The 21630-nt window shown below is 70.0% G+C and carries 21 protein-coding genes and 1 pseudogene; 15 read left to right on the top strand and 7 right to left on the bottom strand.

Translation table 11 applies throughout. The annotated features are described in order from the left end of the window. The 5 genes and pseudogenes from E1294_RS53300 to E1294_RS36670 form a co-directional block, all read left to right on the top strand. A pseudogene (locus tag E1294_RS53300) lies at positions 1 to 704 on the top strand (hypothetical protein); the annotation flags it as partial. Between the two features lie 301 nt (positions 705 to 1005). Further along, positions 1006 to 1875 (top strand): DUF1838 family protein, encoded by an 870-nt coding sequence (locus E1294_RS36655; RefSeq protein ID WP_246083553.1) that lies wholly within the window; start codon positions 1006 to 1008, stop codon positions 1873 to 1875. Then, positions 1872 to 3257, top strand: a complete 1386-nt coding sequence (locus E1294_RS36660; protein WP_132515569.1) for an aldehyde dehydrogenase family protein — start codon at positions 1872 to 1874, stop codon at positions 3255 to 3257. Before E1294_RS36655 ends, E1294_RS36660 begins: the two co-directional genes overlap by 4 nt. Before the next feature lie 2 nt (positions 3258 to 3259). Further along, entirely contained in the window at positions 3260 to 3703 is a 444-nt protein-coding gene (locus tag E1294_RS36665) for a DUF3598 domain-containing protein (RefSeq protein ID WP_132515570.1), read from the top strand. Then, positions 3704 to 4717, top strand: coding sequence for a nitrilase-related carbon-nitrogen hydrolase (locus tag E1294_RS36670; protein WP_132515571.1), 1014 nt, complete (start codon positions 3704 to 3706; stop codon positions 4715 to 4717). A 4-nt stretch (positions 4718 to 4721) separates the two neighbouring features. Here the strand turns inward: E1294_RS36670 and E1294_RS36675 are convergent, their stop codons facing one another. From E1294_RS36675 to E1294_RS36685, 3 genes are read right to left on the bottom strand one after another with little or no spacing between them, the layout of a single operon-like run. Continuing rightward, complete coding sequence (locus tag E1294_RS36675) at positions 4722 to 5510, bottom strand: ABC transporter permease (RefSeq protein WP_132515572.1); 789 nt, start codon at positions 5508 to 5510, stop codon at positions 4722 to 4724. After that, positions 5507 to 6286, bottom strand: coding sequence for an ABC transporter permease (locus tag E1294_RS36680; RefSeq protein ID WP_132515573.1), 780 nt, complete (start codon positions 6284 to 6286; stop codon positions 5507 to 5509). Before E1294_RS36680 ends, E1294_RS36675 begins: the two co-directional genes overlap by 4 nt. After that, the gene (locus E1294_RS36685; RefSeq protein ID WP_132515574.1) at positions 6283 to 7242 is read right to left on the bottom strand and encodes an ABC transporter substrate-binding protein; all 960 of its coding nucleotides are present in this window, start codon (positions 7240 to 7242) and stop codon (positions 6283 to 6285) included. The genes E1294_RS36680 and E1294_RS36685 overlap by 4 nt, the downstream gene beginning before the upstream one ends. Before the next feature lie 229 nt (positions 7243 to 7471). Here E1294_RS36685 and E1294_RS36690 point away from each other — a divergent pair, with 229 nt between their 5' ends. After that, positions 7472 to 8281 carry a class I SAM-dependent methyltransferase gene (locus E1294_RS36690; protein WP_132515575.1) on the top strand — a complete coding sequence of 270 codons (810 nt, stop codon included), beginning with the start codon at positions 7472 to 7474 and terminating at the stop codon, positions 8279 to 8281. Positions 8282 to 8297: 16 nt separating this feature from the next. Here E1294_RS36690 and E1294_RS36695 read toward each other — a convergent pair whose 3' ends face one another. From E1294_RS36695 to E1294_RS36710, 4 genes are read right to left on the bottom strand one after another with little or no spacing between them, the layout of a single operon-like run. Further along, positions 8298 to 9746, bottom strand: a complete 1449-nt coding sequence (locus E1294_RS36695; RefSeq protein ID WP_132515576.1) for a dihydroorotase — start codon at positions 9744 to 9746, stop codon at positions 8298 to 8300. 15 nt (positions 9747 to 9761) lie between these two features. Then, a complete protein-coding gene (locus E1294_RS36700) occupies positions 9762 to 10535 on the bottom strand; it encodes an ABC transporter permease (protein WP_132515591.1) in 774 nt (257 codons plus the stop codon). Then, positions 10535 to 11344 (bottom strand): ABC transporter permease, encoded by an 810-nt coding sequence (locus tag E1294_RS36705; RefSeq protein WP_132515577.1) that lies wholly within the window; start codon positions 11342 to 11344, stop codon positions 10535 to 10537. The genes E1294_RS36700 and E1294_RS36705 overlap by 1 nt, the downstream gene beginning before the upstream one ends. Next, the gene (locus E1294_RS36710) at positions 11341 to 12291 is read right to left on the bottom strand and encodes an ABC transporter substrate-binding protein (protein ID WP_165977664.1); all 951 of its coding nucleotides are present in this window, start codon (positions 12289 to 12291) and stop codon (positions 11341 to 11343) included. The genes E1294_RS36705 and E1294_RS36710 overlap by 4 nt, the downstream gene beginning before the upstream one ends. 502 nt (positions 12292 to 12793) lie before the next feature. Here E1294_RS36710 and E1294_RS36715 point away from each other — a divergent pair. The 9 genes from E1294_RS36715 (at position 12794) to trmD (ending at position 21510) form a co-directional block, all read left to right on the top strand. Next, a complete protein-coding gene (locus E1294_RS36715) occupies positions 12794 to 15649 on the top strand; it encodes a sensor histidine kinase (RefSeq protein ID WP_132515579.1) in 2856 nt (951 codons plus the stop codon). Further along, positions 15646 to 16068, top strand: a complete 423-nt coding sequence (locus tag E1294_RS36720) for a roadblock/LC7 domain-containing protein (RefSeq protein ID WP_132515580.1) — start codon at positions 15646 to 15648, stop codon at positions 16066 to 16068. Before E1294_RS36715 ends, E1294_RS36720 begins: the two co-directional genes overlap by 4 nt. 131 nt (positions 16069 to 16199) lie before the next feature. After that, positions 16200 to 16523: a DUF742 domain-containing protein gene (locus tag E1294_RS36725; RefSeq protein ID WP_132515581.1), complete on the top strand. Its 324-nt coding sequence runs from the start codon at positions 16200 to 16202 to the stop codon at positions 16521 to 16523. Further along, positions 16504 to 17091 carry a GTP-binding protein gene (locus tag E1294_RS36730; RefSeq protein ID WP_132515582.1) on the top strand — a complete coding sequence of 196 codons (588 nt, stop codon included), beginning with the start codon at positions 16504 to 16506 and terminating at the stop codon, positions 17089 to 17091. Before E1294_RS36725 ends, E1294_RS36730 begins: the two co-directional genes overlap by 20 nt. A gap of 57 nt (positions 17092 to 17148) precedes the next feature. Continuing rightward, positions 17149 to 18699 carry a signal recognition particle protein gene (ffh, locus tag E1294_RS36735; RefSeq protein ID WP_132515583.1) on the top strand — a complete coding sequence of 517 codons (1551 nt, stop codon included), beginning with the start codon at positions 17149 to 17151 and terminating at the stop codon, positions 18697 to 18699. A gap of 772 nt (positions 18700 to 19471) precedes the next feature. Continuing rightward, entirely contained in the window at positions 19472 to 19915 is a 444-nt protein-coding gene (gene rpsP, locus E1294_RS36740) for a 30S ribosomal protein S16 (protein ID WP_132515584.1), read from the top strand. A gap of 1 nt (position 19916) precedes the next feature. Beyond that, complete coding sequence (locus E1294_RS36745; RefSeq protein WP_132335352.1) at positions 19917 to 20162, top strand: RNA-binding protein; 246 nt, start codon at positions 19917 to 19919, stop codon at positions 20160 to 20162. 68 nt (positions 20163 to 20230) lie between these two features. Then, positions 20231 to 20731, top strand: coding sequence for a ribosome maturation factor RimM (rimM, locus tag E1294_RS36750; RefSeq protein WP_132515585.1), 501 nt, complete (start codon positions 20231 to 20233; stop codon positions 20729 to 20731). Further along, positions 20731 to 21510, top strand: coding sequence for a tRNA (guanosine(37)-N1)-methyltransferase TrmD (gene trmD, locus E1294_RS36755; protein ID WP_132515586.1), 780 nt, complete (start codon positions 20731 to 20733; stop codon positions 21508 to 21510). The genes rimM and trmD overlap by 1 nt, the downstream gene beginning before the upstream one ends. The last annotated feature ends 120 nt before the right edge of the window (positions 21511 to 21630 follow it).

Below are 21630 nucleotides of genomic sequence, written 5' to 3' on the forward strand. Positions count from 1 at the left end.
CCCCTCCCACGTTCCGGGCCACCCATTCGCCCGGACCCCACGCCCCGCGCGGCGCCGAGCCCGGCCGCTTCGGCGCACCCGCGGCTCAGCGCGGATCCCACGCCCCGCCCGGCGCCGAGCCCGCCGCCGAGCCGGGGCCTTACTCCACGCCCGCGGTCGCGAACTGGCCGTCCTTCGCCACCGACCCCTCGATCGCCCCGAGCCCAGGACCGGGTGACCTCGCGCCGGTCTGGCCGGGTTCGCCCGGGTCGTACGGCCCTGCCCCACCGCCCAGGTCACCGGGATACGACCCGCTGCAGCCGGGGCCGTCCGCCGCGCCGCCCGCGCCGGGTGCGGACGACTACCTGCCGATCTTCGCCGCCGTGGAGTCGGCCTGGTTCGACCGCAACCGCAGCGACGTGTGGAGCTCGCCCCAGGCGGACGCCGGATGGAGCGCCGCGCAGGTCGCGGCCAGCCCGGTCGACGACGGCACCACCCCGTCCGGCCTGCCCAAGCGTGTGCCCAGGGCCAACCTGGTGCCCGGCAGCGCCGACAGCGCCTCCACACCCAAAGGCGTGGCCCCCATTCCCCGGATCTCGCCCGCCCGGGTCCGCAACCGCCTCGCCGGCTTCCAGCAGGGCGTCCGCGCGGCGCGCGACGACCTCAGCACGGGCAACACGCCGCCGCTCGACTCGCGGAGAACGCCTCCGGGGGAGGGCGCATGACGGGACATGCCCCCCGCCCGACCGCTCCAGCCGCGCCCGCACGGCGCGCGGCCCGGCTCCACCGTGCTCGAAAGGGTGCTCAATGGTGCGAAGAACCTCTGAATTCGGCAGGAAGTCACGGCTGGACAATGCCGGTGAGCGCATGATCAGAATAGGCGTCGTCCTGCCTTCTCGGTGCGGAGCGTCCATGTTCACACGCAGATTGACGGCGTCTTTTGCTCTCGTCCTGTTGTTCGCGAGCGGCGCCATTTCCGGCGCGGCGGCGGATACCGGGGCCAGGACGCCGACCCATCCCGGTCCGGTGTTCAGAACGGTCGCCGGGGAAAGTGCCCTGCTCTCGCTCCAGACTTTCGGCCGGCCCGACGGCAAGGATATGGTTTTCCGGATTTCGGGGTCAGTTTTCGCGAACGTTCCAGGCAACACCCTCGACTCCGCCATGCGGCACGGCCAGAAGCTCTTCAACGTCGAGGGCTACAACATCCGGCGGCTCTACCGGGTGCCCGGGACCAACCAGCTCTACCAGCTCTCCCGCGAAATAGTGTTCTACACCGACCCCACCGACCCGACGCGGATCGTCCGCGAGTGGAAGAACCCGGTCGACGGCAGGACGTACCCGGTCGTCCCCATCAACAACGACGCGGTCAACTTCGGCCCGTTCCCGATCACCCCCTCCTACCAGGGGCCCCCGCTGGTGCGGCTGCACGACGAGACGGTGTGGACCAGCGACATCCCCGTACGCGCCGATCTGGGCGCCACGCTCGGCGAGCGGTTCGGCCTGGTGGGCGGCGTCTACACGGCGCAGGAGATGTTCGACTTCTCGGTGGACGGACGCGAGGTCGCCGCCCGCGCCGTCCCCGGCACCGTCCCGCGCGGCGCGATGGAGACCAAGGTCAGCTGGGCGCGGACCAGCCCGTGGGCGCCGTTCATGTGCCTGGCGGAGACCGAGGTGCGCGGCGGGCTCACCTACCACGCCCGAGGCTGGTCGCTCGACTCCTACGACGACGTCGAGCCGTGGTTGCGCGCGGCGGTCGAAGCGGACCATCCGCGGTTCGCCTCCGCCCCCGCCGAGCCGGGCCCGAGCGAGAACTCCTGGACGTCCTTCCACAACAAGCAGCTCGGCAAGGGCGCCACCACCTGGGCGGCCTGGTGCGCCGCCAACGGCCGATCATGAGCACCGTACGCAACCCGCTCACCGGCTGGGCCGAGCGGGAGCTGGTGCCTGCCACGCCCGCCGAGCTGGCCGGCATGGCAGCCGAGCTGCGCGTGCGCGCCGACGGCTGGCGGCGGGCGGACCGCAAGGAGGTCCTGACGGCGTTCGCCGCCGCGCTGGCGTCCGACGACGACCTGCTGGCCGCGCTGGTGGCCGACACCGGGCGGGTGGGGGAGTCGTCACTGGAACGGCGGCTCGCAGCCGGCCTGGTCGGGCGCTGGGCCCGCGAGGCGTCCGCGCTGCTGGCGCCGCGCGCCCCGGCCGCCTCGTCGGTGCCGGGCATCGTCGTGGGCGGCGACATGGTGCCGTACGATCTCGTGGGGGTGATCAGCCCCTGGAACTTCCCGCTGCTCATGGCCCTCATCGACGCGGCTCCCGCGCTGGCGGCCGGCTGCTCCGTGCTGGTCAAGCCGAGCGAGGTGGCGCCGCGGTTCATCGAGCCGCTGATGCGGCTGGTGCCTCCCGAGCTGCCGCTGAGCCTGGTCGAGGGCGACGGCGAGACCGGCGCGGCGCTGGTGGGCATGGTGGACGCCGTGGTGTTCACCGGCAGCGTCGAGACGGGGCGGCGGGTGGCCGAGGCGGCGGCCCGCGCGTTCGTGCCGGCATTCCTGGAGCTGGGCGGCAAGGACCCGGCGATCGTGCTGGCCGGCGCCGACCTCGATCGGGCCACGTCGGCGATCCTGTGGGGCGGGACCGCCAACGCCGGGCAGTCCTGCCAGTCGATCGAACGCGTGTACGTCGAGCGCGGCGTCCACGACGCCTTTCTCGACCTGCTCGCGAGCAAGGCCGCCAGGGTGGGGCTGACGTGCGAGGGCGGCCCGATCGGCCCCATCGTCCGGCCGGGGCACGGGCGGGTGATCGCCGCCCAGCTGGCCGACGCGACGGCCAAGGGCGCGATCGTGCACACGGGCGGGCAGATCGAGCGCCACGGCGGCGGCCGCTGGTGCCGGCCCACGGTGTTGTCCCAGGTCACCCACGAGATGCGGGTCATGACGGAGGAGACGTTCGGCCCCCTGCTGCCGGTCATGGCCGTGGCCGGCGCCGAGGAGGCGGTGGCCCTGGCCAACGACTCCGTCTACGGGTTGTCGGCCGCCGTCTTCGCCGCCTCGGAGCAGGACGCCATGGAGGTGGCCGCCCGGCTGCGCGTGGGGGCGGTCAGCGTCAACGACGCCTCGCTGACCGCGCTCGTGCACGAAGGCGAGAAGGACTCGTTCGGGCTGTCCGGACTGGGCCGCTCGCGCATGGGCGCCGCCTCGATCCGCCGGTTCCTGCGCCGCCGGGCGTTCCTGGTGAACCGGTCGCCGGCCGCCGACCCGTGGTGGCACCCGCTGGAGAAGGAGTGAACATGGGACTTCGCGAGGACATGCCGCTGCTGGCGCGGCACGAGGGCAAGTGGGAGGGCGAGTACGTGCACGTCGACTCCGGCGGCGCCGTGCTCGACCGGCACCGCGTCGAGATGACCTGCGCCATCGTCGGCGACGCCGCCTACCACCAGACCAACCGCTACACCTGGGACGACGGCCGGGTGGAGGTGCACGAGTTCCCCGGCCGCCACCTCGGCGGGGGCCGCTGCGGGTTCGACACCGACCGGCTCAAGGGCGAGTTCTGGGAGCTGGACGAGTCCACCATCTACCTGCGCTGGCAGTTCAAGGCGGAAGGGGAGGACCTGCGGCTGTTCGAGCTGATCGTGCTGAGCGAGAGGGGCGACACCCGCAGCAGGGTCTGGCAGTGGATCCGCGACGGCGTGTGCGTGCGGCGTACCCTCATCGACGAGCGGCGGGTCGGCTGAATGACCGCCTTCATTGCGCTCGCCCTGCAGCTGGAGACCCGCGCCGTCAACGCGGCCGCCGATCCGCGGGCCGCGATCGCCGCCGCCGTCGAGCGGATCGCCGAGCGGGTCCGCGGCTCGGCGGCGTGGCTCGGGCCCGGCCTGCGCCTGGTGGTGCTGCCGGAATACGTGCTGACCGGGTTCCCCATGCGGGAGAGCTTCGCCGAGTGGCGCGAACGGGCCGCGCTCGACCCGGGTGGCCCCGAATACCGCGCGCTCGGGGAGATCGCCGCGCGGCACGAGCTGTTCCTGTGCGTGAACGCGTACGAGCGCGACGAACACTTCCCCGAGCTGTACTTCCAGGCGTCGGTGATCCTCTCCCCTAGGGGGGAGGCGGTGCTGCGTTACCGCCGGCTGCACTCGATGTTCACGCCGACCCCGTACGACGTGTGGGAGCAGTACGTGGACGTCTACGGCATCGACGGGGTGCTGCCGGTGGCCCGCACCGAGATCGGCAACCTGGCGGTGCTCGCCTCGGAGGAGGTCCTCATGCCGGAGCTGGCCCGCGCGCTGGCCCTGCGCGGCGCCGAGGTCTTCTGCCATCCCACGTCAGAGGCGTCCTCGCCGGCGCTGATGCCCAAGGCGATCGCCCGCCGGGCCAGGGCCGTGGAGAACCACGCCTTCGTCGTCTCGGCCAACAGCGGCGGCCTGTCCGGCATCGCGATCCCCGGAGACTCCACCAACGGCGGCTCCGAGGTGATCGACCACGAAGGCCGGGCGCTGGCGCGGGCGGGGGCGGGCGAGTCGCTGGTGGCCGCCGCCGAGCTGGACCTGACGGCGCTGCGCCGGCACCGTCGGCGGCCCGGGATGGGCAACCTGCTCAGCCGCGTGAAGACCGGCCTGTGGGCCGGGGAGTACGCCCGCCACGACGGCGAGCGCCCCGGCGGCCTGGCGGCAGGGCCGCGCGACCGGGCCTGGTTCACGGCCCGCCAGAGGGAGACGATCGAGCGGTTGCACGGCGGCGAGGGCCGGTAACCGGTCAGGCGCCGTTCCTGGCGCCCCGGTGCCAGGAGAGCACCAGCCGCTCGACGCCCAGGAACGCGGCGTTGAGCGCGATGCCGAGCAGCCCGAGCAGCACGATCCCCGCCCACATGGCCGGGATGTCGAACTGGCTCTGCGCCTCCAGCATGCGGTGCCCGATGCCCTCGCTGCTGCCGACCAGCTCCGAGATCACCATCATGATCAGCGCCAGCGACACGCTCAGCCGCAGCCCGGCGAAGATCTTCGGGGAGGCGGCGGGCAGGATGACGCGGGTGAGCCGCTGCCAGGGGCCCAGCCGGTAGACGACGCCGGTCTCGATGTACTGGCGGTCGACGTGGCGGGCGCCGTCCATGGAGTTGACCAGCACCGGCCAGATGACGCCGTACACGATGGAGGCCAGCTGCATCGGGGTGCCGATCTTGAACAGCACCAGGAACACCAGCACCAGCGTGGACGGCGGCACCGAGCGGCCGAAATGCACCAGCGGCTCGACCAGAGCCGACAGCAGTCGCGAGCGGCCGAGCGCCACGCCGATCAGCACGCCCGCCGCGCACGCCACCGCCCACCCGGCGAACAGCCTGGCCAGGCTCGGCAGCAGGTCGGCGACGGCCTCGTCGGTGAGGAACACCCGGGACGGCGGGCCCGAGAACCACATCTCGTGCAGCCGGGCGACGATCCGCGACGGCGGCGGGAAGTACGGCGCCTCCGCCGAGCGGGTGGCCAGCTCCCAGCCGAGCACGGCCACGGGCAGCAGCCAGTACCACACCAGCCGGCGGGCGGCGGTCATGACGGCTCTCCCGCACGCGCCCGGTGCCAGCGGAACAGGCGGCGCTCGGCGGTCGTGAACAGCACGTTGGCGGCCAGCCCGATGACCCCGGCCCACAGCGGGGCGGCCAGCATGCGGTCGGTCCGGTTGGCGCTGCCGGCCAGCGACTGGAACGCGCCGATCCCGCCGCCGCCGGGAGCCAGCAGCTCCACGCTCACCGCCACGATCAGGGTGACGGACACGGCGATGCGCACGCCGGTGGCGATGAACGGCGCCGCGCTCGGCAGGCTCACCCGCAGCGCCACGGCCATCGGCCCGAAGCCGAAGCTCCGCAGGGTGTCCTTGGCCAGCGGGTCGACGTCGCTCAGGCCGTACAGTGTGTTGATCAGCAGCGGCCACGAGCAGGTGTAGACGATCAGCGCGACCTTGGCGTCGTGGCTCACCGGGAACAGGAACATGGCCAGCGGGATCAGCGACACCGACGGGATCGGCCGCAGAAACTCCACCAGCGGCCGCACCGACCGCTCGACGAACGGCACCGTCCCGAGCAGCAGCCCGGCGGGCACGGCGACCGCGACCGCGATCGCCAGCCCGCTCACGCACGCCTCCAGCGTGGCCAGCACGTCGGCCCTGAACTGCGCTTCCAGCGGCAGCCGCGCCGCCGTGACCAGCACCCGCGACGCGTACGGTAGCACGTCGGGGACGAGCCCGAGACGCCCGGCCGCCTCGGCGACGGCGAGGAAGCCCGCCACGCCGAGCGCGCCGAGCGCTCCCCGCACGATCCGCCGATCGATCATCCGCCCAGCGGCGCGAACAGTTGCGCCGCGTCCACCTTGGACTTGAGGTAGCCGTAGCCGTGCAGCAGGTCGGCGAGCTTCTGCACGTTGGTTCTGTCGGCCTCCAGCGAGAACGTGCCGAGCGTCATCGCCGCCGCCGCGTCGGCGGGGATCTGCGTGTACGTCGGCACGACCTCGTCGATGGCCTTGCGGTCCTCGCCCGCGATCTGCTGGGCCTTGGCCAGGGCGCGGTGGAAGGCGGCGGCCGTCTCGGGGTTCTTGGCCAGCCAGTCTTCCGTGACGCCCCAGCCGTCGATCGGCACGCCGGCGGTGACGCCGTCGGTGGTGTCGATGATCTGGGTGGCGCCGTCCTTCTTCGCCGCTGTCAGGAACGGCTCGACCAGCCAGGCGGCGTCGACCTTGCCCGAGGACAGCGCGCTGATCTGGTCGGCGAACTGCACCGGAACGTATTTGACGTCGTCCGGCTTGAGCCCGGCCTCCTGCAGGTGGGCGTTGGTCAGCGTCTGCCCGAGCGCCTTCAGCACGTTGACCGCGATCGTCTTGCCCTTGAGATCGGCGGCCGACGTGATCGGCGAGCCCTCGGCCACCACGACGCCGGCGACGTTGGGCGCGGCCTCCTGGCTGTGCTGGAAGAGCTTGAGCGTGGCCGCGCCGGAGTCGTTGATCGCCATCAGTGACACGTAGCTCGTCAGGAACGCGTCCATGCTGCCGTTGAGGATCTTCGGCATGACCGCCTGCGGAGCCTGGATGATCTCCGTTTTGACGGTCAGCCCCTCCTCCTTGAAGAAACCGCGCTTCTCCGCGATGAACAGCGGCGCCGACGACGGCACCGGCACCACGCCGACCAGCAGCTGGGTCTTCTCCAGCCCGCCCGCGGAGCCTCCAGGGGCCGCGGTGTCGCCGTCACCGCTCTCGCCGCCCCCTCCACACGCGCTCAGCGAGAGGGCGATCGCCATGCCTGCGGCTAATATCCTGGCCAGCTTCAACGCTTCTGCCTTTCCGGGTGAAGAAAAGGGGGGTGCCCAGAGGGTCGTCAGGACGTCGAGCCTACGGTAACCGATCTCTCCTGACCCGCCCTTTGTCGATCAGCAATGGGCATGGCAAGCTCGGGTCCGGCACATCTGATCATCGGACCCACCGCACGGCGCCCCCCGGGCCGCGTGCCTGCTGATTGCGAGGAAGCTGATGGATGCCAAGGAGTACATGGCCGGCGTGTTCGATCGCGCGTCCGGCAGTTACGAACGCGTCGGTGTGCCGTTCTTCACGCCCGTCGCCGCCGAGTTGGTCCGCCGCGCCGCCCCCGGCCCCGGCGACCACGTGCTGGACGCCGGGTGCGGCACCGGCGCCTCGCTCGTGCCCGCGGCTCAGGCCGTAGGCCCCACCGGCCGCGTCGTCGGTCTCGACCTCGCACCCGGGATGGTGGCCGCCGCCACCGCCGAGGTGGAGCGCCACGGCCTCAGCCAGGCGGCCGTCGTGCTCGGCGACGCGGAGCACGCGGAGGACCTGCTGCCGGGCGAGCGGTTCGACATCGTGCTGGCGGGGATGATGCTCTACTTCCTGCCCGACCCGCCCGCCGCCGTGCGCTCCATGGCCGGGCTGCTGCGGACCGGCGGGCGGCTGGCGGCCAGCCTGCTGGTCCGGTCGAGCCCCGCAGAGGCCGAGCTGTTCGCGCTGGTGGAGCGGGCGCTGGCGCCCTACACCTCGGGGGCGGGCAGCGCGCCGTTCCACCACGCCCTGGGCGCGCCAGGGGAGCTGACCGGGCTGTTCGAGCAGGGCGGGCTGAGCGACGTCGAGTGCGCGGACGTGGTGTTCGAGGTGACCGTCGGAGCCGGGCAGGTGTGGGACTGGCTCTGGTCGGCCGCCCGCAGGGCCTCGCTGGAGAGCATCCCCGAGTCCCTGCGGCCCGAGGCCAGGGCCGCGCTGGAGGCGTCGTTGCCGCAGGAGGGTTTCCTGCTGGCCCGCACCGTGCGTTACGCCACGGGCACACGCGCGTGAAACGGCGCCGGCGGTGTCAGGCGGGCCGGGACACGTAGCGTCCCACCGGACGGCCCACGACCTTGCCGGCGTCCAGCACGTGGTTGCCGCGCACGAACGTGTCCGTCACCTTGGCGGTCAGCTGGAAACCCTCGAACGGCGTGTACTCCTGTGTCGACTCCGAGTCCTGCGCCCGCACCGTCCAGGTGCTCGCGGGGTCGACCAGGCAGATGTCGGCGTCGAAACCGGGGGCGATCGTGCCCTTGGTGCGCAGACCGTACCTCTTGGCGGGGTTCCAGGAGGTCAGCGCGGCGATCCTGCCGTACGGCAGGCCTCTGCGGCGGCCCTCGGTGACCAGGCCGGGCAGCAGATACTCGGCCCCGCCGAACCCGGCCTTGGCCACGAAGACGTCGTCGCGAGGGTCGCCGAACTTGAGTTCGTCGCGGCAGCAGGCGTGGTCGCTGACCACCCAGTCCACGGTGCCGTCGAGCACGTGCTCCCACAGCGCCTCGACGTCCTCGCGCGGCCTGATCGGCGGGTTGACCTTGGCTCCGAGGCCGCTGGCCGTGTCGACGTCGGCCAGCAGGTGACCGATCGTGACCTCGCGGCGGAAGTCGATGTGCGGGAACGTCGCCGCCATGCGGACGGCCGCGTCCAGGGCCTTGCGGGACGACAGGTGCAGCAGGTTGACGTTGGCGAGCCCCGTCTCGTGGGCGAGGTAGGAGGCGATGAAGACGGCCAGCCCCTCGGAGTGCTGGGGGCGGGAGGCGCTGTAGGCGGCCAGCCCGCTCAGGTCGCCCGCCTCCTCGACGAGCTTCGTGTACGCGGTCATGATCTCGGCCGTCTCGCAGTGCAGCGACAACGAGATCTCGCCGGCCAGTTCGGGCAGGCGTTCCCTGGCCGCCTGCACCCCGCGCATCACGAACTCGAAGTGCGCGTAGTCGTAGCGCTCGCCCTCCGGAAGCATGAGGAACGCCCGCTGGTCGTCGGAGCGCCCGTGCAGCCCGTGCCCGCCGTAGAACATGAAGATCTTGAACGACGGCACCCCGAACCGCTCGACCAGGTCGGGCAGCTCGTCGATGTGCCCGCTCGACATGGGCGCCAGGTGGAAGCCGTAGTCGACGTAGGCCCGGCCCTCGGCCTGCCTGAGCACCTCGGGGAAGAACTCGGCGTAGGGGCCGCCCTTGTTGAGGTAGTACTGGCCGGTCCGCATATAGGTGAGCGCGGTGGTCACGCCGCCCTGCGCGCTCGCCCGGCTCTCCGACCCGGTGTCGTCGGGCAGCGGGTTGTAGATGCCCCAGTGCTGGTGGGCGTCCACGACGCCGGGGAAGGCCAGCTTGCCGCCGCCGTCGATCACCTCGCCTGCTCCGGTCAGCCCTGGCCCCACCCGGACGATGCGGCCGTCCTCGACGGCGATGTCCGCCGCCACGGGCTCGTCCTGCTCGTGTGTGACGACCTTCACGTTCTTCAGCAGCAACTCGGTCACGTGCGGGTTTCTCTCCTAAGCGATGCGGTGGGCGTCACGGTGCCAGGCCAGCACGCGCCGCTCGACCATGAGGAACAGGGAGTTGAGGACGAAGCCGAGCACGCCGAGCACCAGCACGCCCGCCCAGATGGCCGGCATGTCGGCGTTGCTGTTGGCCAGGCTGAGCAGGTAACCGATCCCCTCCGTGCTGCCCTTGAGCTCGGAGATGACCATGAGGATCAGCGCCAGCGAGACGCTCAGGCGCAGGCCCGCGAAGATCTTCGGCGCCGCGGAGGGCAGGATGATGCGGAAGAGCCTGAGCGAGGCCGGCACGCCGAACACGGTGGCGGTCTCGACCTTCAGCCGGTCGACGCTGCGCGCGCCGTCGATGGAGTTGAGAAGGATCGGCCAGATGATGCCGAAGACGATGGTCGCCACCTGCACCTGGGTGCCCATCGTGAAGAGCACGAGGAAGAGCGGGAGCATGACCGGCGGCGGCACCGCGCGAGCGAACTCGACCAGCGGCTGCACGAAGTCGGCCAGCCAGGCGGTCCTGCCCAGCGCGACGCCGAGCGCCACGCCCACGACCACCGCGACGGCCCACGACCCCGTCACCCTGACCAGGCTGGGCACGAAGTTGTCGACGGCCTCTTCGGTGAGGATGTAGGGCCCGGAGAACCACATCTCGTACATCCGCGCCACGATCAGCGTCGGCTCCGGCAGGTACGCGATGTCGAGAAGGCGCGCCAGGAGCTCCCAGCCGCCGAGCACGACGGGGACCAGCCACAGCCGCTTCAGCAAGGTGCGCATCATGTCGTTCGCCACCTGAACAGACGTCGCTCGGCCCGGACGAGCACCATGTTGACGACGAGCCCGAGGAAGCCCGCCCACAGCAGGGCGGCCAGGACGTCGATCATGGCGTCGGCGCCGATGCCCGTGCTCGCCTGGATGAGGAAACTGCCGATGCCGGTCGAACCGCCCACGATGTACTCCACGCTGATCGCCAGGATGAGCGTGATGGACGCGGCGAGCCGCACCCCCGTCGCGATGAAGGGCGCCGCGCTCGGCAGGGACACCCGCCACAACACGGCTCCGGCGCCGAACCCGAATGTGCGCAGCGTCTCCTTGCTCACCGGGTCGACGTCGCGCATGGCGTACATGGTGTTGATCAGGATGGGCCAGGACGCGGCGAAGACGATGAGCGCGACCTTGGCGTTGAGCTCGGAGGGGAAGAAGAACAGCGCCAGCGGGATCAGCGCCACGGAAGGGATCGGCCGCAGGAACTCGACGAACACCCGGGTCATCTCCTCGACCACCGGGACCGTTCCCAGCACCAGGCCGATCGGCACCGCGACCAGGACGGCGAGCGGCAGCCCGACGATCGCGGCGGTGAGCGTGCCCAGCAGGTGATCGAGAAACTCCGGGTCTACGGCGAGTGCGACGGTTCTGGCCAGTGTGTCCACGGCCGGAGGCAGCCATTTGATGGCGCCCGACGCGCCGAGAAACTGCCAGACCAGCAGAAAACCCGCCACGCCTGCGGCGTGGCGGGCGAACTTGACCAGCCGGGTGCGGGCGAGCGGGGCCCGCTCGCGCCGCGCCGGAGTGACTGTAGCCGTCATCCCTGGGTGGGAGCCGTGTAGATCATGGACTTGACGTCCATCTCCTTCTTGACCATGCCCGAGTCGAGCATCAGGTCCGCCACCCGCTGGATGCGCTGCGCGCTCAGCGTGGTCGGGTAGGCGCCCAGGTTGATCGTGGCGGCGGTCTCTGCCGGGATCTGGGTGAAGGTCGGCAGGACCTTCGTCACCGCGCTACGGTCGGTGGCCGCGATGTTCTGCGCCTTGGCCATCGCCCGCTGGAACGCCGCCAGCGTCTTCGGGTTGTCCGCGACCCACTTCTCCGTGGCGGCCCAGCCGGTGATCGGCAGGCTCTCGGTCGGGCCGGACATCGTGTCCACCAGCATGGTGGCTCCGAGCTCCTTCTTCGCCTGGCTGACGTAGGGGTCGGTCATCCAGACGGCGTCCACGTCACCCTTGTCGAGGGAGGAGAGCCAGTTGGTCGTCGGGACCTCGACGTACGTGAGGTCCTTGTCGGGGTCGAGGCCGGCGACCTTGAAGTGCGGGTTCATGGTGAGGACGCCCAGACCCTTCAAGGCGTTGACACCGACCTTCTTGCCCTTCAGGTCGGCGACCTTCTTGATGGGGGAGTCCTTCTTCACCATGATGCCGAAGGCGCCCTGCGCGCCTTGGTAGGAGTCGGCGATGTACTTGAACTTCTCGGTGCCCTGTTCCTGGATCGTCAGGATGGTGGCGTAGCTACCGAGAACGACGTCCATGGCGCCATTCGAAAGCTTTCCCAAGACCTGCTGCGGAGCCTGGATGGGCTCCTGCTTGACGGTGAGGCCCTCCTCCTTGAAGAAGCCTCGTTCCATGGCGATGAACAGCGGCGCCGAGTCCGCGCCGGGATATTGGCCGATCAGCAGGTCGGTCTTCATACCGGCGGCGGCGCCTGAGCCCTCGGCCTTGTCGTCAGAACCGGAGCACCCAGTGATGACGAGGGTGGCCACAAGCCCAACCAGGGCAGTACGCCCTAATGCACCGAACCGCATTGCGGGTCTCCTTTGAACCGGGGGGTGAGTGCGAACGGGGGTGTTCAACGACGCTGGCACCTTAGCGCAGGCCGTGCTTACCAGGTCACCTGGAACACCGGAAATTAACAAGATATATCCACATATATGGTATTTTGCGGTGATTTGTCCGTTTGCCGGGAAATCTGGAGTCCTTGACGTGGGACCCCTGGGGCAGGTGTGGTGAATTGCGTAAAATACAAAGCCGTGTGTCGCTTGTGATCTTTGCGGTATTGGCCGATCTCAGGTAGATGTGCTCCAATTAGCTCTCGCCCCAAGGGTGCGTCGGCGTCACAGGCAAACATGCGCAATGACGTGATCTACGTGCACCAGGCCATCCGAGGAGAGGTTGCGGAGGCAAGTGAAGACTGTGGTCCCCCCAACGGGCGGCGAACAGGGCTTAACAGAAGAAGCCCCCCGACAAGGCCCTCGTGGGCCAGAGATGTCCGAGCCGGACGGCGTGGACGCGGTCGTCAACCGCCAGGCGGGGTCTCGCTTCTCCCTACGCAACTGGCGAGTGCGCTCCAAGCTGCTGGTCCTCGTCATCATCCCGACCCTCGCCGCGCTCGTGTTCGGTGGCCTGCGCGTCACCACCTCGATCGCCACCGCCGGTGAATACGCCCAGGTCAACGAAGTGGCCGTGCTCGCGAGCCGGCTGACCGCCCTCGCTCACGAGGTCGAGCGGGAACGCGACCTCACCGCCCGATTCGTCGCCCTGGGACGCCGGAGCCCGGACGAGAAGGCCCCCGCGGACGTCGCGGCCCAGTACGAGAACGTCGACAAGCTCGTCGCCGACGTCAAACCGGGCATCGAGACCCTCATGTCCTCCGACAACTCCGCGGCTCCCGAGGCCCTGCGCATCAAGAACCGCTTCGACGAGCTCGCCACCTCGCGAGACACCGCGATCGCCTCCCAGCTCGACGTGAACTCCGTCATCGAGCTCTACGACCGGACCATCTCCGACCTCCTCTCGCTCAACGACAAGATCGACCAGGGCGCGGTCGACAAGGAACTGTCCGCGAGCGTGTCCGGCTTCGCCGCCCTGGCCAGAGCCAAGCAGTACGTCTCCACCCAGCGCGCGCTGCTCGTCGCCGCCCTCGCCACCGGCGAGTTCGGGAAGACGGAGCTCGATGCCTTCATCGCCGCCCGCGCCCAGAGGACCAGCGAGCTCGCCACCTTCAAGTCGCAGGTCTCCCTCCAGCTCCGCCAGGCGTACGACGACTCCGTCAGCGGCCGGTCCGTGGACCGCGCCGAGGTCCTGCTGGCCCGAGCCCTGCTCCTGCAGGACGACGGCCTGCCCCTGCGCGACCGCAGGCTCGGCCTCACCCGTGACGGCAAGGCGTGGTTCGACGCCATCAGCGAGACCATCGACGGGATGCGCTCCGTCGAGCAGCAGACGGCCGACTCCATCGTGTTGCGCAGCCGCACCCTGGAAGGCGCGGAGCAGCAGAACGCCGTGATCGTCGGCGGCGCGATCGCCGCTCTGCTCCTCCTCGTGCTGCTGGTCACCGTCTTCATGGCCCGCTCGCTGAGCGGCCCCCTGCGCAGGCTGCGCAGGGAAGCGCTGTTCATCGCCGGTCGCCGCCTGCCGGAGACCGTCAAGCAGCTGCGCGAGAGCGGTGAAGGCTCGATCGGGCCCGTGATCCCGATCGGCGTCGCCTCCAACGACGAGATCGGTGAGGTCGCGCGGGCGTTCGACGAGGTGCACCGTGAGGCGGTGCGGCTGGCGGGCGAGGAGGCGCGGCTGCGGAGCAATGTGAACGCGATGTTCGTGAACTTGTCGCGGCGTAGTCAGACGCTGGTGGAGCGGCAGATCACGTTGATCGATGGTCTGGAGCAGGGTGAGCAGGACGAGCAGCGGCTCGGGAACTTGTTCAAGCTGGACCATCTGGCCACGCGTATGCGGCGTAACAGTGAGAACCTGCTGGTGCTGGCGGGGCAGGACCCGCCGCGCCGCTGGAGCAAACCCGTCAAGCTGGTCGACGTCGCCCGCGCCTCCCTGTCGGAGGTGGAGAACTACGAGCGGGTCGTGTTGCAGGTGCCCGACGGGGTGTCGGTGGCGGGTCAGGCGGTCAACGACGTCATCCACCTGATCGCGGAGCTGGTGGAGAACGCTCTGTCGTTCTCGCCGCGTGAGACCAGGGTGACGGTGTCGGGCAGCAGGATCGACGGCGGCGGCGTGATGTTGTCGATCACCGACTCCGGCATCGGCATGACCCCCGACGAACTGACCCAGGCCAACGAACGCCTCATGGAAGCCCCCACCGTGGACGTGTCGGTGTCGCGGCGCATGGGCCTGTTCGTGGTCGCCCGCCTGGCGCACCGCCACGGCATCCGGGTGCAACTGCGTCCCCACGGTTCCGGCGGGCTGACCGCCATGGTCCTCATGCCGGAAGCGCTCCTGGGCTCGCAGGCTCCCGCCTACGGCCCGGCATCCGCGAACAACGGCATGGGCCAGCAGCAGGACAGCATTTCGTTCGACGAGGGCTTCGGCGCCCGTCAGCCCGCGGCACAGCCGCCCGTCCCCCAGTGGGGCGCGGGCGGAGGCTACCAGCCGGGTCCCGGGCACCCGTCGTTCCCCTCCCAGCCGTCGTTCCCGTCGCAACCCTCGTTCTCCTCACAACCTTCCTCCTTCGCCCCGCGGGGGAGCATGGACTCCGGCTGGCCCTCCGATCCGCGCAACAACGGCGGCGGCTACGACACCGCCGACGTCTGGGTCCCCTCGCGCAACCCCGCGAGCCCGCCCGGCAACTGGATGAGCAGCAGCAACCCGCTGCCGCAGCGGCCCACCGGCGACCGGGCGAACACCGGCCGGCCGGACCCTGACGCGGGGAGGTACGACTTCCCCGGGACCGACTTCCCCGAGACCGAGTCCGCCGCGACGGGTCCGATCCCCGTCGTGAAGCCCGCCTCCGCCGGGGACGAATATCTGCCGATCTTCGCCTCGGTCGAGTCGGCATGGTTCGAGCACGGTCCTGACAGCGGCGCCACCTGGGGCTCCGCCAAGGCGGACGCCGGGTGGAGCGCCGCCGAAGCCGTCGTCGAGCCCGTACGCGACGGTGCGACGGCCGCCGGGCTGCCCAAGCGGGTGCCCAAGGCCAACCTGGTGCCCGGCTCCGCCGACACCGTCTCCGCGCCGAAGGGCGTCGCGCCGATGCCCGCGGTCTCGCCGGATCGGGTGCGCAGCCGGCTCTCCAGCTTCCAGCAGGGGTTCCGGGCGGCACGTGATGACATCAGCGAGGGCAGGACATATCCCTCCGGCCCCAGGAGTGTTGAAAGCAGGGATGAGCGGTCATGAGTGACCTGAGCCAGTCGGCACGCGGGGTGGATTGGTTAATCACCGATTTCGTCAACTCCGTTCCCGGGGTCGCGCACGCGGTGGTGGTCTCGTCTGATGGGTTGCCGCTTGCGGCGTCGTCGGGTTTTCCGGCTGATCGGGCGGATCAGCTGGCGGCGATCGCGTCGGGTCTGGTGAGTTTGACGCAGGGTGCGGCGCGGGTGTTCGAGGGGGGTGCGGTTAATCAGACGATTGTGGAGATGCAGCGTGGGTTGATGCTGATCATGTCGATCAGTGATGGTTCGTGTCTGGCGGTGCTGGCGGCTCCGGATTGCGACATGGGGTTGGTGGCGTATCAGATGACGCTGATGGTTGATCGCGCCGGTCAGGTGCTGACTCCGGCTGTGCGCGCGGAGCTGCGCGCCAGCCAGACCAGGTGATGTAGGTGACAGACCCCCGATGGAACAGCGGCAGCTGGAACTCCAACAGTGGCGGCTGGAACTCCCATAACAGTGGTAGCTGGGAGCCCCAGCCTCCTCCGCAGCCCCCCAGTTCAGATCCGGCCTCGCCGGTGCGGCCCTACGCCGTCACGGGCGGGCGGACCGCGCCCAGGGTCAAGCTGGCGATGGAGGCCCTGGTGTCCTCGGCCACGGCCGAGCACCGGGAGTTCTCGCACATCACGCCGGAGTACCAGGCGATCAGCCAGCTGTGCCTCCAGGTCAGATCGGTGGCCGAGGTGTCGGCGTTGTTGCGGATCCCGCTCGGCGTGGTGCGTGTTCTGATCGCTGACATGGCCGCCGAAGGCCTGGTCCGGGTGCATCAGCCGCAGCTGGATGAGGGTAGGCCGGACGTCAACCTGCTGGAAAGGGTGCTCAGTGGACTTCGCAGGCTCTAGCCCCGGCCTCACCTCGACGAAGATCGTGGTGGCTGGAGGTTTCGGGGTGGGCAAGACGACGTTCGTCGGCGCGGTGTCGGAGATCATGCCGTTGACCACGGAGGCCGTCATGACGGACGCCTCCGCGGGCATCGACGATCTGGGCATGACGCCGTTGAAGTCGACGACGACCGTGGCGATGGACTTCGGCCGGGTCTCTCTCGACCGTGACCTGATCCTTTATCTGTTCGGCACGCCCGGGCAACATCGGTTCTGGTTCATGTGGGACGACCTGGTGCGCGGGGCGATCGGCGCGGTGGTGCTGGTCGACACGCGGCGTCTGGCCGACAGCTTCCCCGCCATCGACTACTTCGAGGAGGCGCAACTGCCGTTCATCGTGGGAGTGAACGGCTGGGACGGCCAGTACGCCCACAGCGACGCGGAAGTTCGCGATGCCCTGACCCTGGCCCCGCACATCCCGATGGTGCGCCTGGACGCCAGGTCGAAGGACTCCGTGAAGGCCGCGCTGATCAACCTGGTCGAACACGCGCTCACGGTTCGGATGGCCGTGCCCGGCTGGAGCGGCTAGCAGAGCGGCTAGGCTGGACGCTTAGACGTACCTTCGCTTCGAGGACTGGCCAACCACGTGTTCGAGACGCTATCCGACCGGTTGACATCGGTCTTCTCCTCCCTCCGATCCAAGGGGCGGCTGTCCGATGCCGACATCGACGCCACCACCCGTGAGATTCGCATCGCGCTGCTCGAGGCCGACGTCGCCCTCCCTGTGGTCAAGGCGTTCGTCGCCCAGGTCAAAGAGCGCGCCCGCGGCGCAGAGGTCTCCCAGGCGCTGAACCCGGCGCAGCAGGTCGTCAAGATCGTCAATGACGAGCTGATCGGGATTCTCGGCGGTGAGACCCGCAGGCTCCGTTTCGCCAAGACGCCCCCGACCATCATCATGCTCGCCGGCCTCCAGGGCGCGGGCAAGACCACACTGGCGGGCAAGCTGGCCCGATGGCTGCGCGAGCAGGGGCACGCGCCCATGCTGGTCGCCGCCGACCTCCAGCGCCCCAACGCCGTCCAGCAACTCCAGGTCGTGGGCGAGCGCGCCGAGGTCGCCGTCTACGCGCCCGAGCCCGGCAACGGCGTCGGCGACCCGATCGGGGTGGCCCGCAACTCCATCGACGAGGCCAGGCGGCTGCAGCACGACATCGTCATCATCGACACCGCGGGCCGGCTCGGCATCGACCAGGAGATGATGCGCCAGGCCGCCGACATCCGCGACGCGGTCCAGCCCGACGAGGTCCTGTTCGTGGTCGACGCCATGATCGGCCAGGACGCCGTCACGACGGCGCAGGCGTTCATGGAAGGCGTCGGCTTCGACGGCGTCGTGCTGACCAAGCTCGACGGCGACGCCCGCGGCGGTGCGGCGCTCTCGGTCAGGCACATCACCGGCCGGCCCATCATGTTCGCCTCCACGGGCGAGAAACTGGAAGACTTCGACGCCTTCCACCCCGACCGGATGGCCTCCCGCATCCTCGACATGGGTGACATCCTCACCCTGATCGAGCAGGCCCAGAAGACGTTCGACGAGGAGCAGGCCGCCAAGATGGCGGGCAAGCTCACGTCGGGCGAGAGCTTCACGCTCGAAGACTTTCTCGAGCAGATGCAGATGGTCCAGAAGATGGGGCCGATCAAAAACCTGCTCGGCATGATGCCCGGCATGGGGCAGATGCGCGACCAGATCGACTCCATCGACGACCGCGACCTCGACCGCATCGCGGCCATCATCCGCTCGATGACCCCGGCCGAACGCCAGGACCCCAAGATCATCAACGGCTCCCGCCGCGCCCGCATCGCCACCGGCTCCGGCGTCACCGTCAGCGCCGTCAACAACCTGGTGACCCGCTTCTTCGAGGCCCAGAAGATGATGAAGCGGATGGCCGGCGGCATGGGCATCCCCGGCATGCCGGGCGGGGGCGGCCGTGGCAAGGGCGGCAAGTCCCAGAAGAAGGCCAAGAAGGGGCGGCGCGTCAGCGGCGACCCGCGCAAGGCCGCCATGGGCAAGCCCTCCGCCGAGACGCCCGCCGAGCCCAAGCAGGGCGGCGTGCTGGGCAACCTCGGCGGCAAACTGCCGCCAGGAGTGGAGTTGCCGCCCGGCTTCGACCCCTCCAAGCTCCGGCTCCCCGGCCAGAAATGACCCCGCTCCCGCCGGCGCCCACCCATCACCCGGGCTCCGGCGGGCGGCGCCGCCCCTCCGGCGGGACCGGTCGTGGTGCGGAGCCCGCTTCGCCATGCCACCCGGGGATCGGTTCCCCTGCCCGGCGAGCCCACCCATCGCCCGGCTGGTAGGCCCGCTGCCCCACCGATCCTGCCGCTGCCCCACCGATCCTGCCGCTGCTCGGCCGGTCCGCCTGTTATCCGGCTGGTATGCGTGCCGCTCGGCGGGTTCGTGTGCTGCCCGGTGGTTCGTGTGCTGCTCTACCGACCCGGCCGCCGCCCGTCCGGTCCGCCCGCCGCCCGTCCGTCCGCTCGGCGCCCGGCGCATGACGCACGATCCGCAACCCGCCGCGTACACGATCCGCCGTCCGGCGCGTACGTGGTCGTCCAACCAGCGTGTGCACGGTCGCCGCCCCCGCCAGGGAGGTGCCCGAGCTCCGTTCGGTGCGTGGTGCGTGAGGACGGGGCCGGTGATGAGGGTCCGGCAGAGGGCTCGCAGATGGGGGCATTTCCGGGCCGATGGGGTTGTAGCGGAAGTGAGGACGGGAGCTTGCCGACCCTTTGCGGCGACGTGCCGCCGACGGTCGTGGGCAGTGTCGCCGATCTGGCACAATGGCATGTTGGAACACCGTGACCAGGCGGGTGCCCTCTCACCTCCCGCCGGACACGCCTGTCCCTGGAGCGTCGTCCCGTCGTGCCCCACTCGGCGAGATGCCGTTCACCCACATGCGAATGCAGGAGAGACCACACCCGTGGCAGTCAAGATCAAGCTCAAGCGGCTCGGCATGATCCGCAACGCTCAATACCGCATCGTCGTCGCCGACAGCCGCACCAAGCGTGACGGCCGGGCGATCGAGGAGATCGGCCTTTACCACCCGAAGGAAAACCCTTCGCGCATCGTGATCAACGGTGAGCGTGCGGCCTACTGGCTGGGTGTCGGCGCGCAGCCGACCGAGCCGGTGCTCAAGCTCCTCAAGCTCACCGGCGACTGGCAGAAGTTCAAGGGCGAGCCCGCCCCCGAGCCTCTCAAGGTCGCTGAGCCCGCGCCTGACCGTCACGCCCTTTACGAGGCCGCGGCCAAGGAGGCGCTGTCCGGTGGCGACACCGGCACGGCCGCCACCACGCCGCCGAAGAAGGCCAAGAAGAAGGAAGAGGCCGAGGCCCCCGCCGAGACCCAGGCCGAGGGCGAGGCCTGACGTGCTCGAGGAGGCTCTCGAGCACCTCGTTAAGGGCATCGTCGAACATCCAGACGATGTCCGGGTCCGCGCACGCCGCATCCGCAGCGGGCGCGTCCTGGAGGTCCGGGTGCACCCCGAGGACCTGGGGAAGGTCATCGGACGCGGCGGGCGCACCGCCAAAGCGTTGCGCACGGTCGTGAACGCCCTGGCCGACGGGAAGTACGTGCGAGTCGATCTGCTCGATCTGCACGAAGTAGTCCGTTAGCGTCAGGTTTGCGCGCCCTCATCGGTCCTTCCGATGGGGGCGCTCGCGTTGAGAAAGGGCGGGTTCACGTGCAGCTGGTCGTCGGCCGGATAGGCCGTCCGCACGGCGTACGCGGTGAGGTGACCGTGGAGGTGCGCACCGACGATCCCGAGCTGCGTTTCGCCCCTGGCACGTCGATCGTCACCGACCCGGCCGGAAAGGGGCCGCTCGTCGTCGAGAGCCGTCGCTGGCACAAGGGCATGCTGCTGGTGTCGTTCGCAGGGGTCGCCGGCCGTGACGCGGCCGAGGATCTGCGCAACACCATGCTGGTCATCGACTCCGACGAGGTGCCGCCGCCCGACGACCCCGACGAGTTCCACGACCACCAGCTCATCGGCCTGGCGGTCGAGACCGCTTCCGGTGAGCCCGTGGGCGAGATCACCGATGTGCTCCATCACGGCCAGGACCTTCTGGTCGTGCGCCGGCGCGGTGCCGACGACGCGCTGATCCCGTTCGTGAAGGCCCTCGTGCCCGTGGTCGACGTGGAGGCCGGGCGGGTGGTCGTGGATCCGCCGGAGGGCCTGCTGTGATGCGGATCGACATCATCTCGATCTTCCCCGAATACTTCGCGCCGCTTGACGTCTCGTTGATCGGCAAGGCGCGCGAGCGCGGCACGCTCGACGTACGCGTGCACCAGCTCCGCGACTGGGCCCACGACGTGCACAAGTCCGTGGACGACACCCCTTACGGCGGGGGTCCCGGCATGGTCATGAAACCCGAGGTGTGGGGCGAGGCCATCGACTCCGTGATCGGTGAGGGCGCGCCGCGGATGGTCGTGCCGACCCCGAGCGGACGGCCGTTCACCCAGGAGCTCGCGCAGGAGCTGGCGGGCGAGCCGTGGCTGGTGTTCGCGTGCGGGCGTTACGAAGGGATCGACTCGCGCGTCGTGGAGGAATACTCCGAGCGGCTGCGGGTCGACGAGGTCGGCATCGGCGACTACGTGCTGGCCGGCGGCGAGGTGGCGGTGCTGGTCATGGTGGAGGCCGTCGGCAGGCTGCTGCCGGGCGTGCTTGGGAACGCCCAGTCGGCCGTCGACGACTCCTTCGCCCCCGGGGCCATGCGCAACCTCGTCGAGGGGCCCGTCTACACCAAGCCTCCCGTCTGGCGGGGGCGTGAAGTGCCCGACGTGTTGCTGTCCGGACATCACGGAAAAATCGCGAGATGGCGGCGGGATGAGGCGCTTCGCCGTACCGTACGAAACCGACCTGAACTCGCGGCGGAGCTCGACCCCGAGATGCTCGACAAGCACGACAGGAAACTTCTCGAGGAGCTGTCGTTTCGCGTCGAGCCGGAAGATATGGCAAACTGAATCGCTGCCAACCTGTTGTGGTTGGTCTGTCATGCCCGGGAAACAGTCCTGGGTTTCATCACATCAGCAGGCGTGTCCGCCACGAGCCATGGCCGGGTGGACCTCCGCGTGCTCACGAGG

It is taken from the genome of Nonomuraea diastatica (genome assembly GCF_004349015.1).
Lineage (GTDB): Bacteria > Actinomycetota > Actinomycetes > Streptosporangiales > Streptosporangiaceae > Nonomuraea > Nonomuraea diastatica.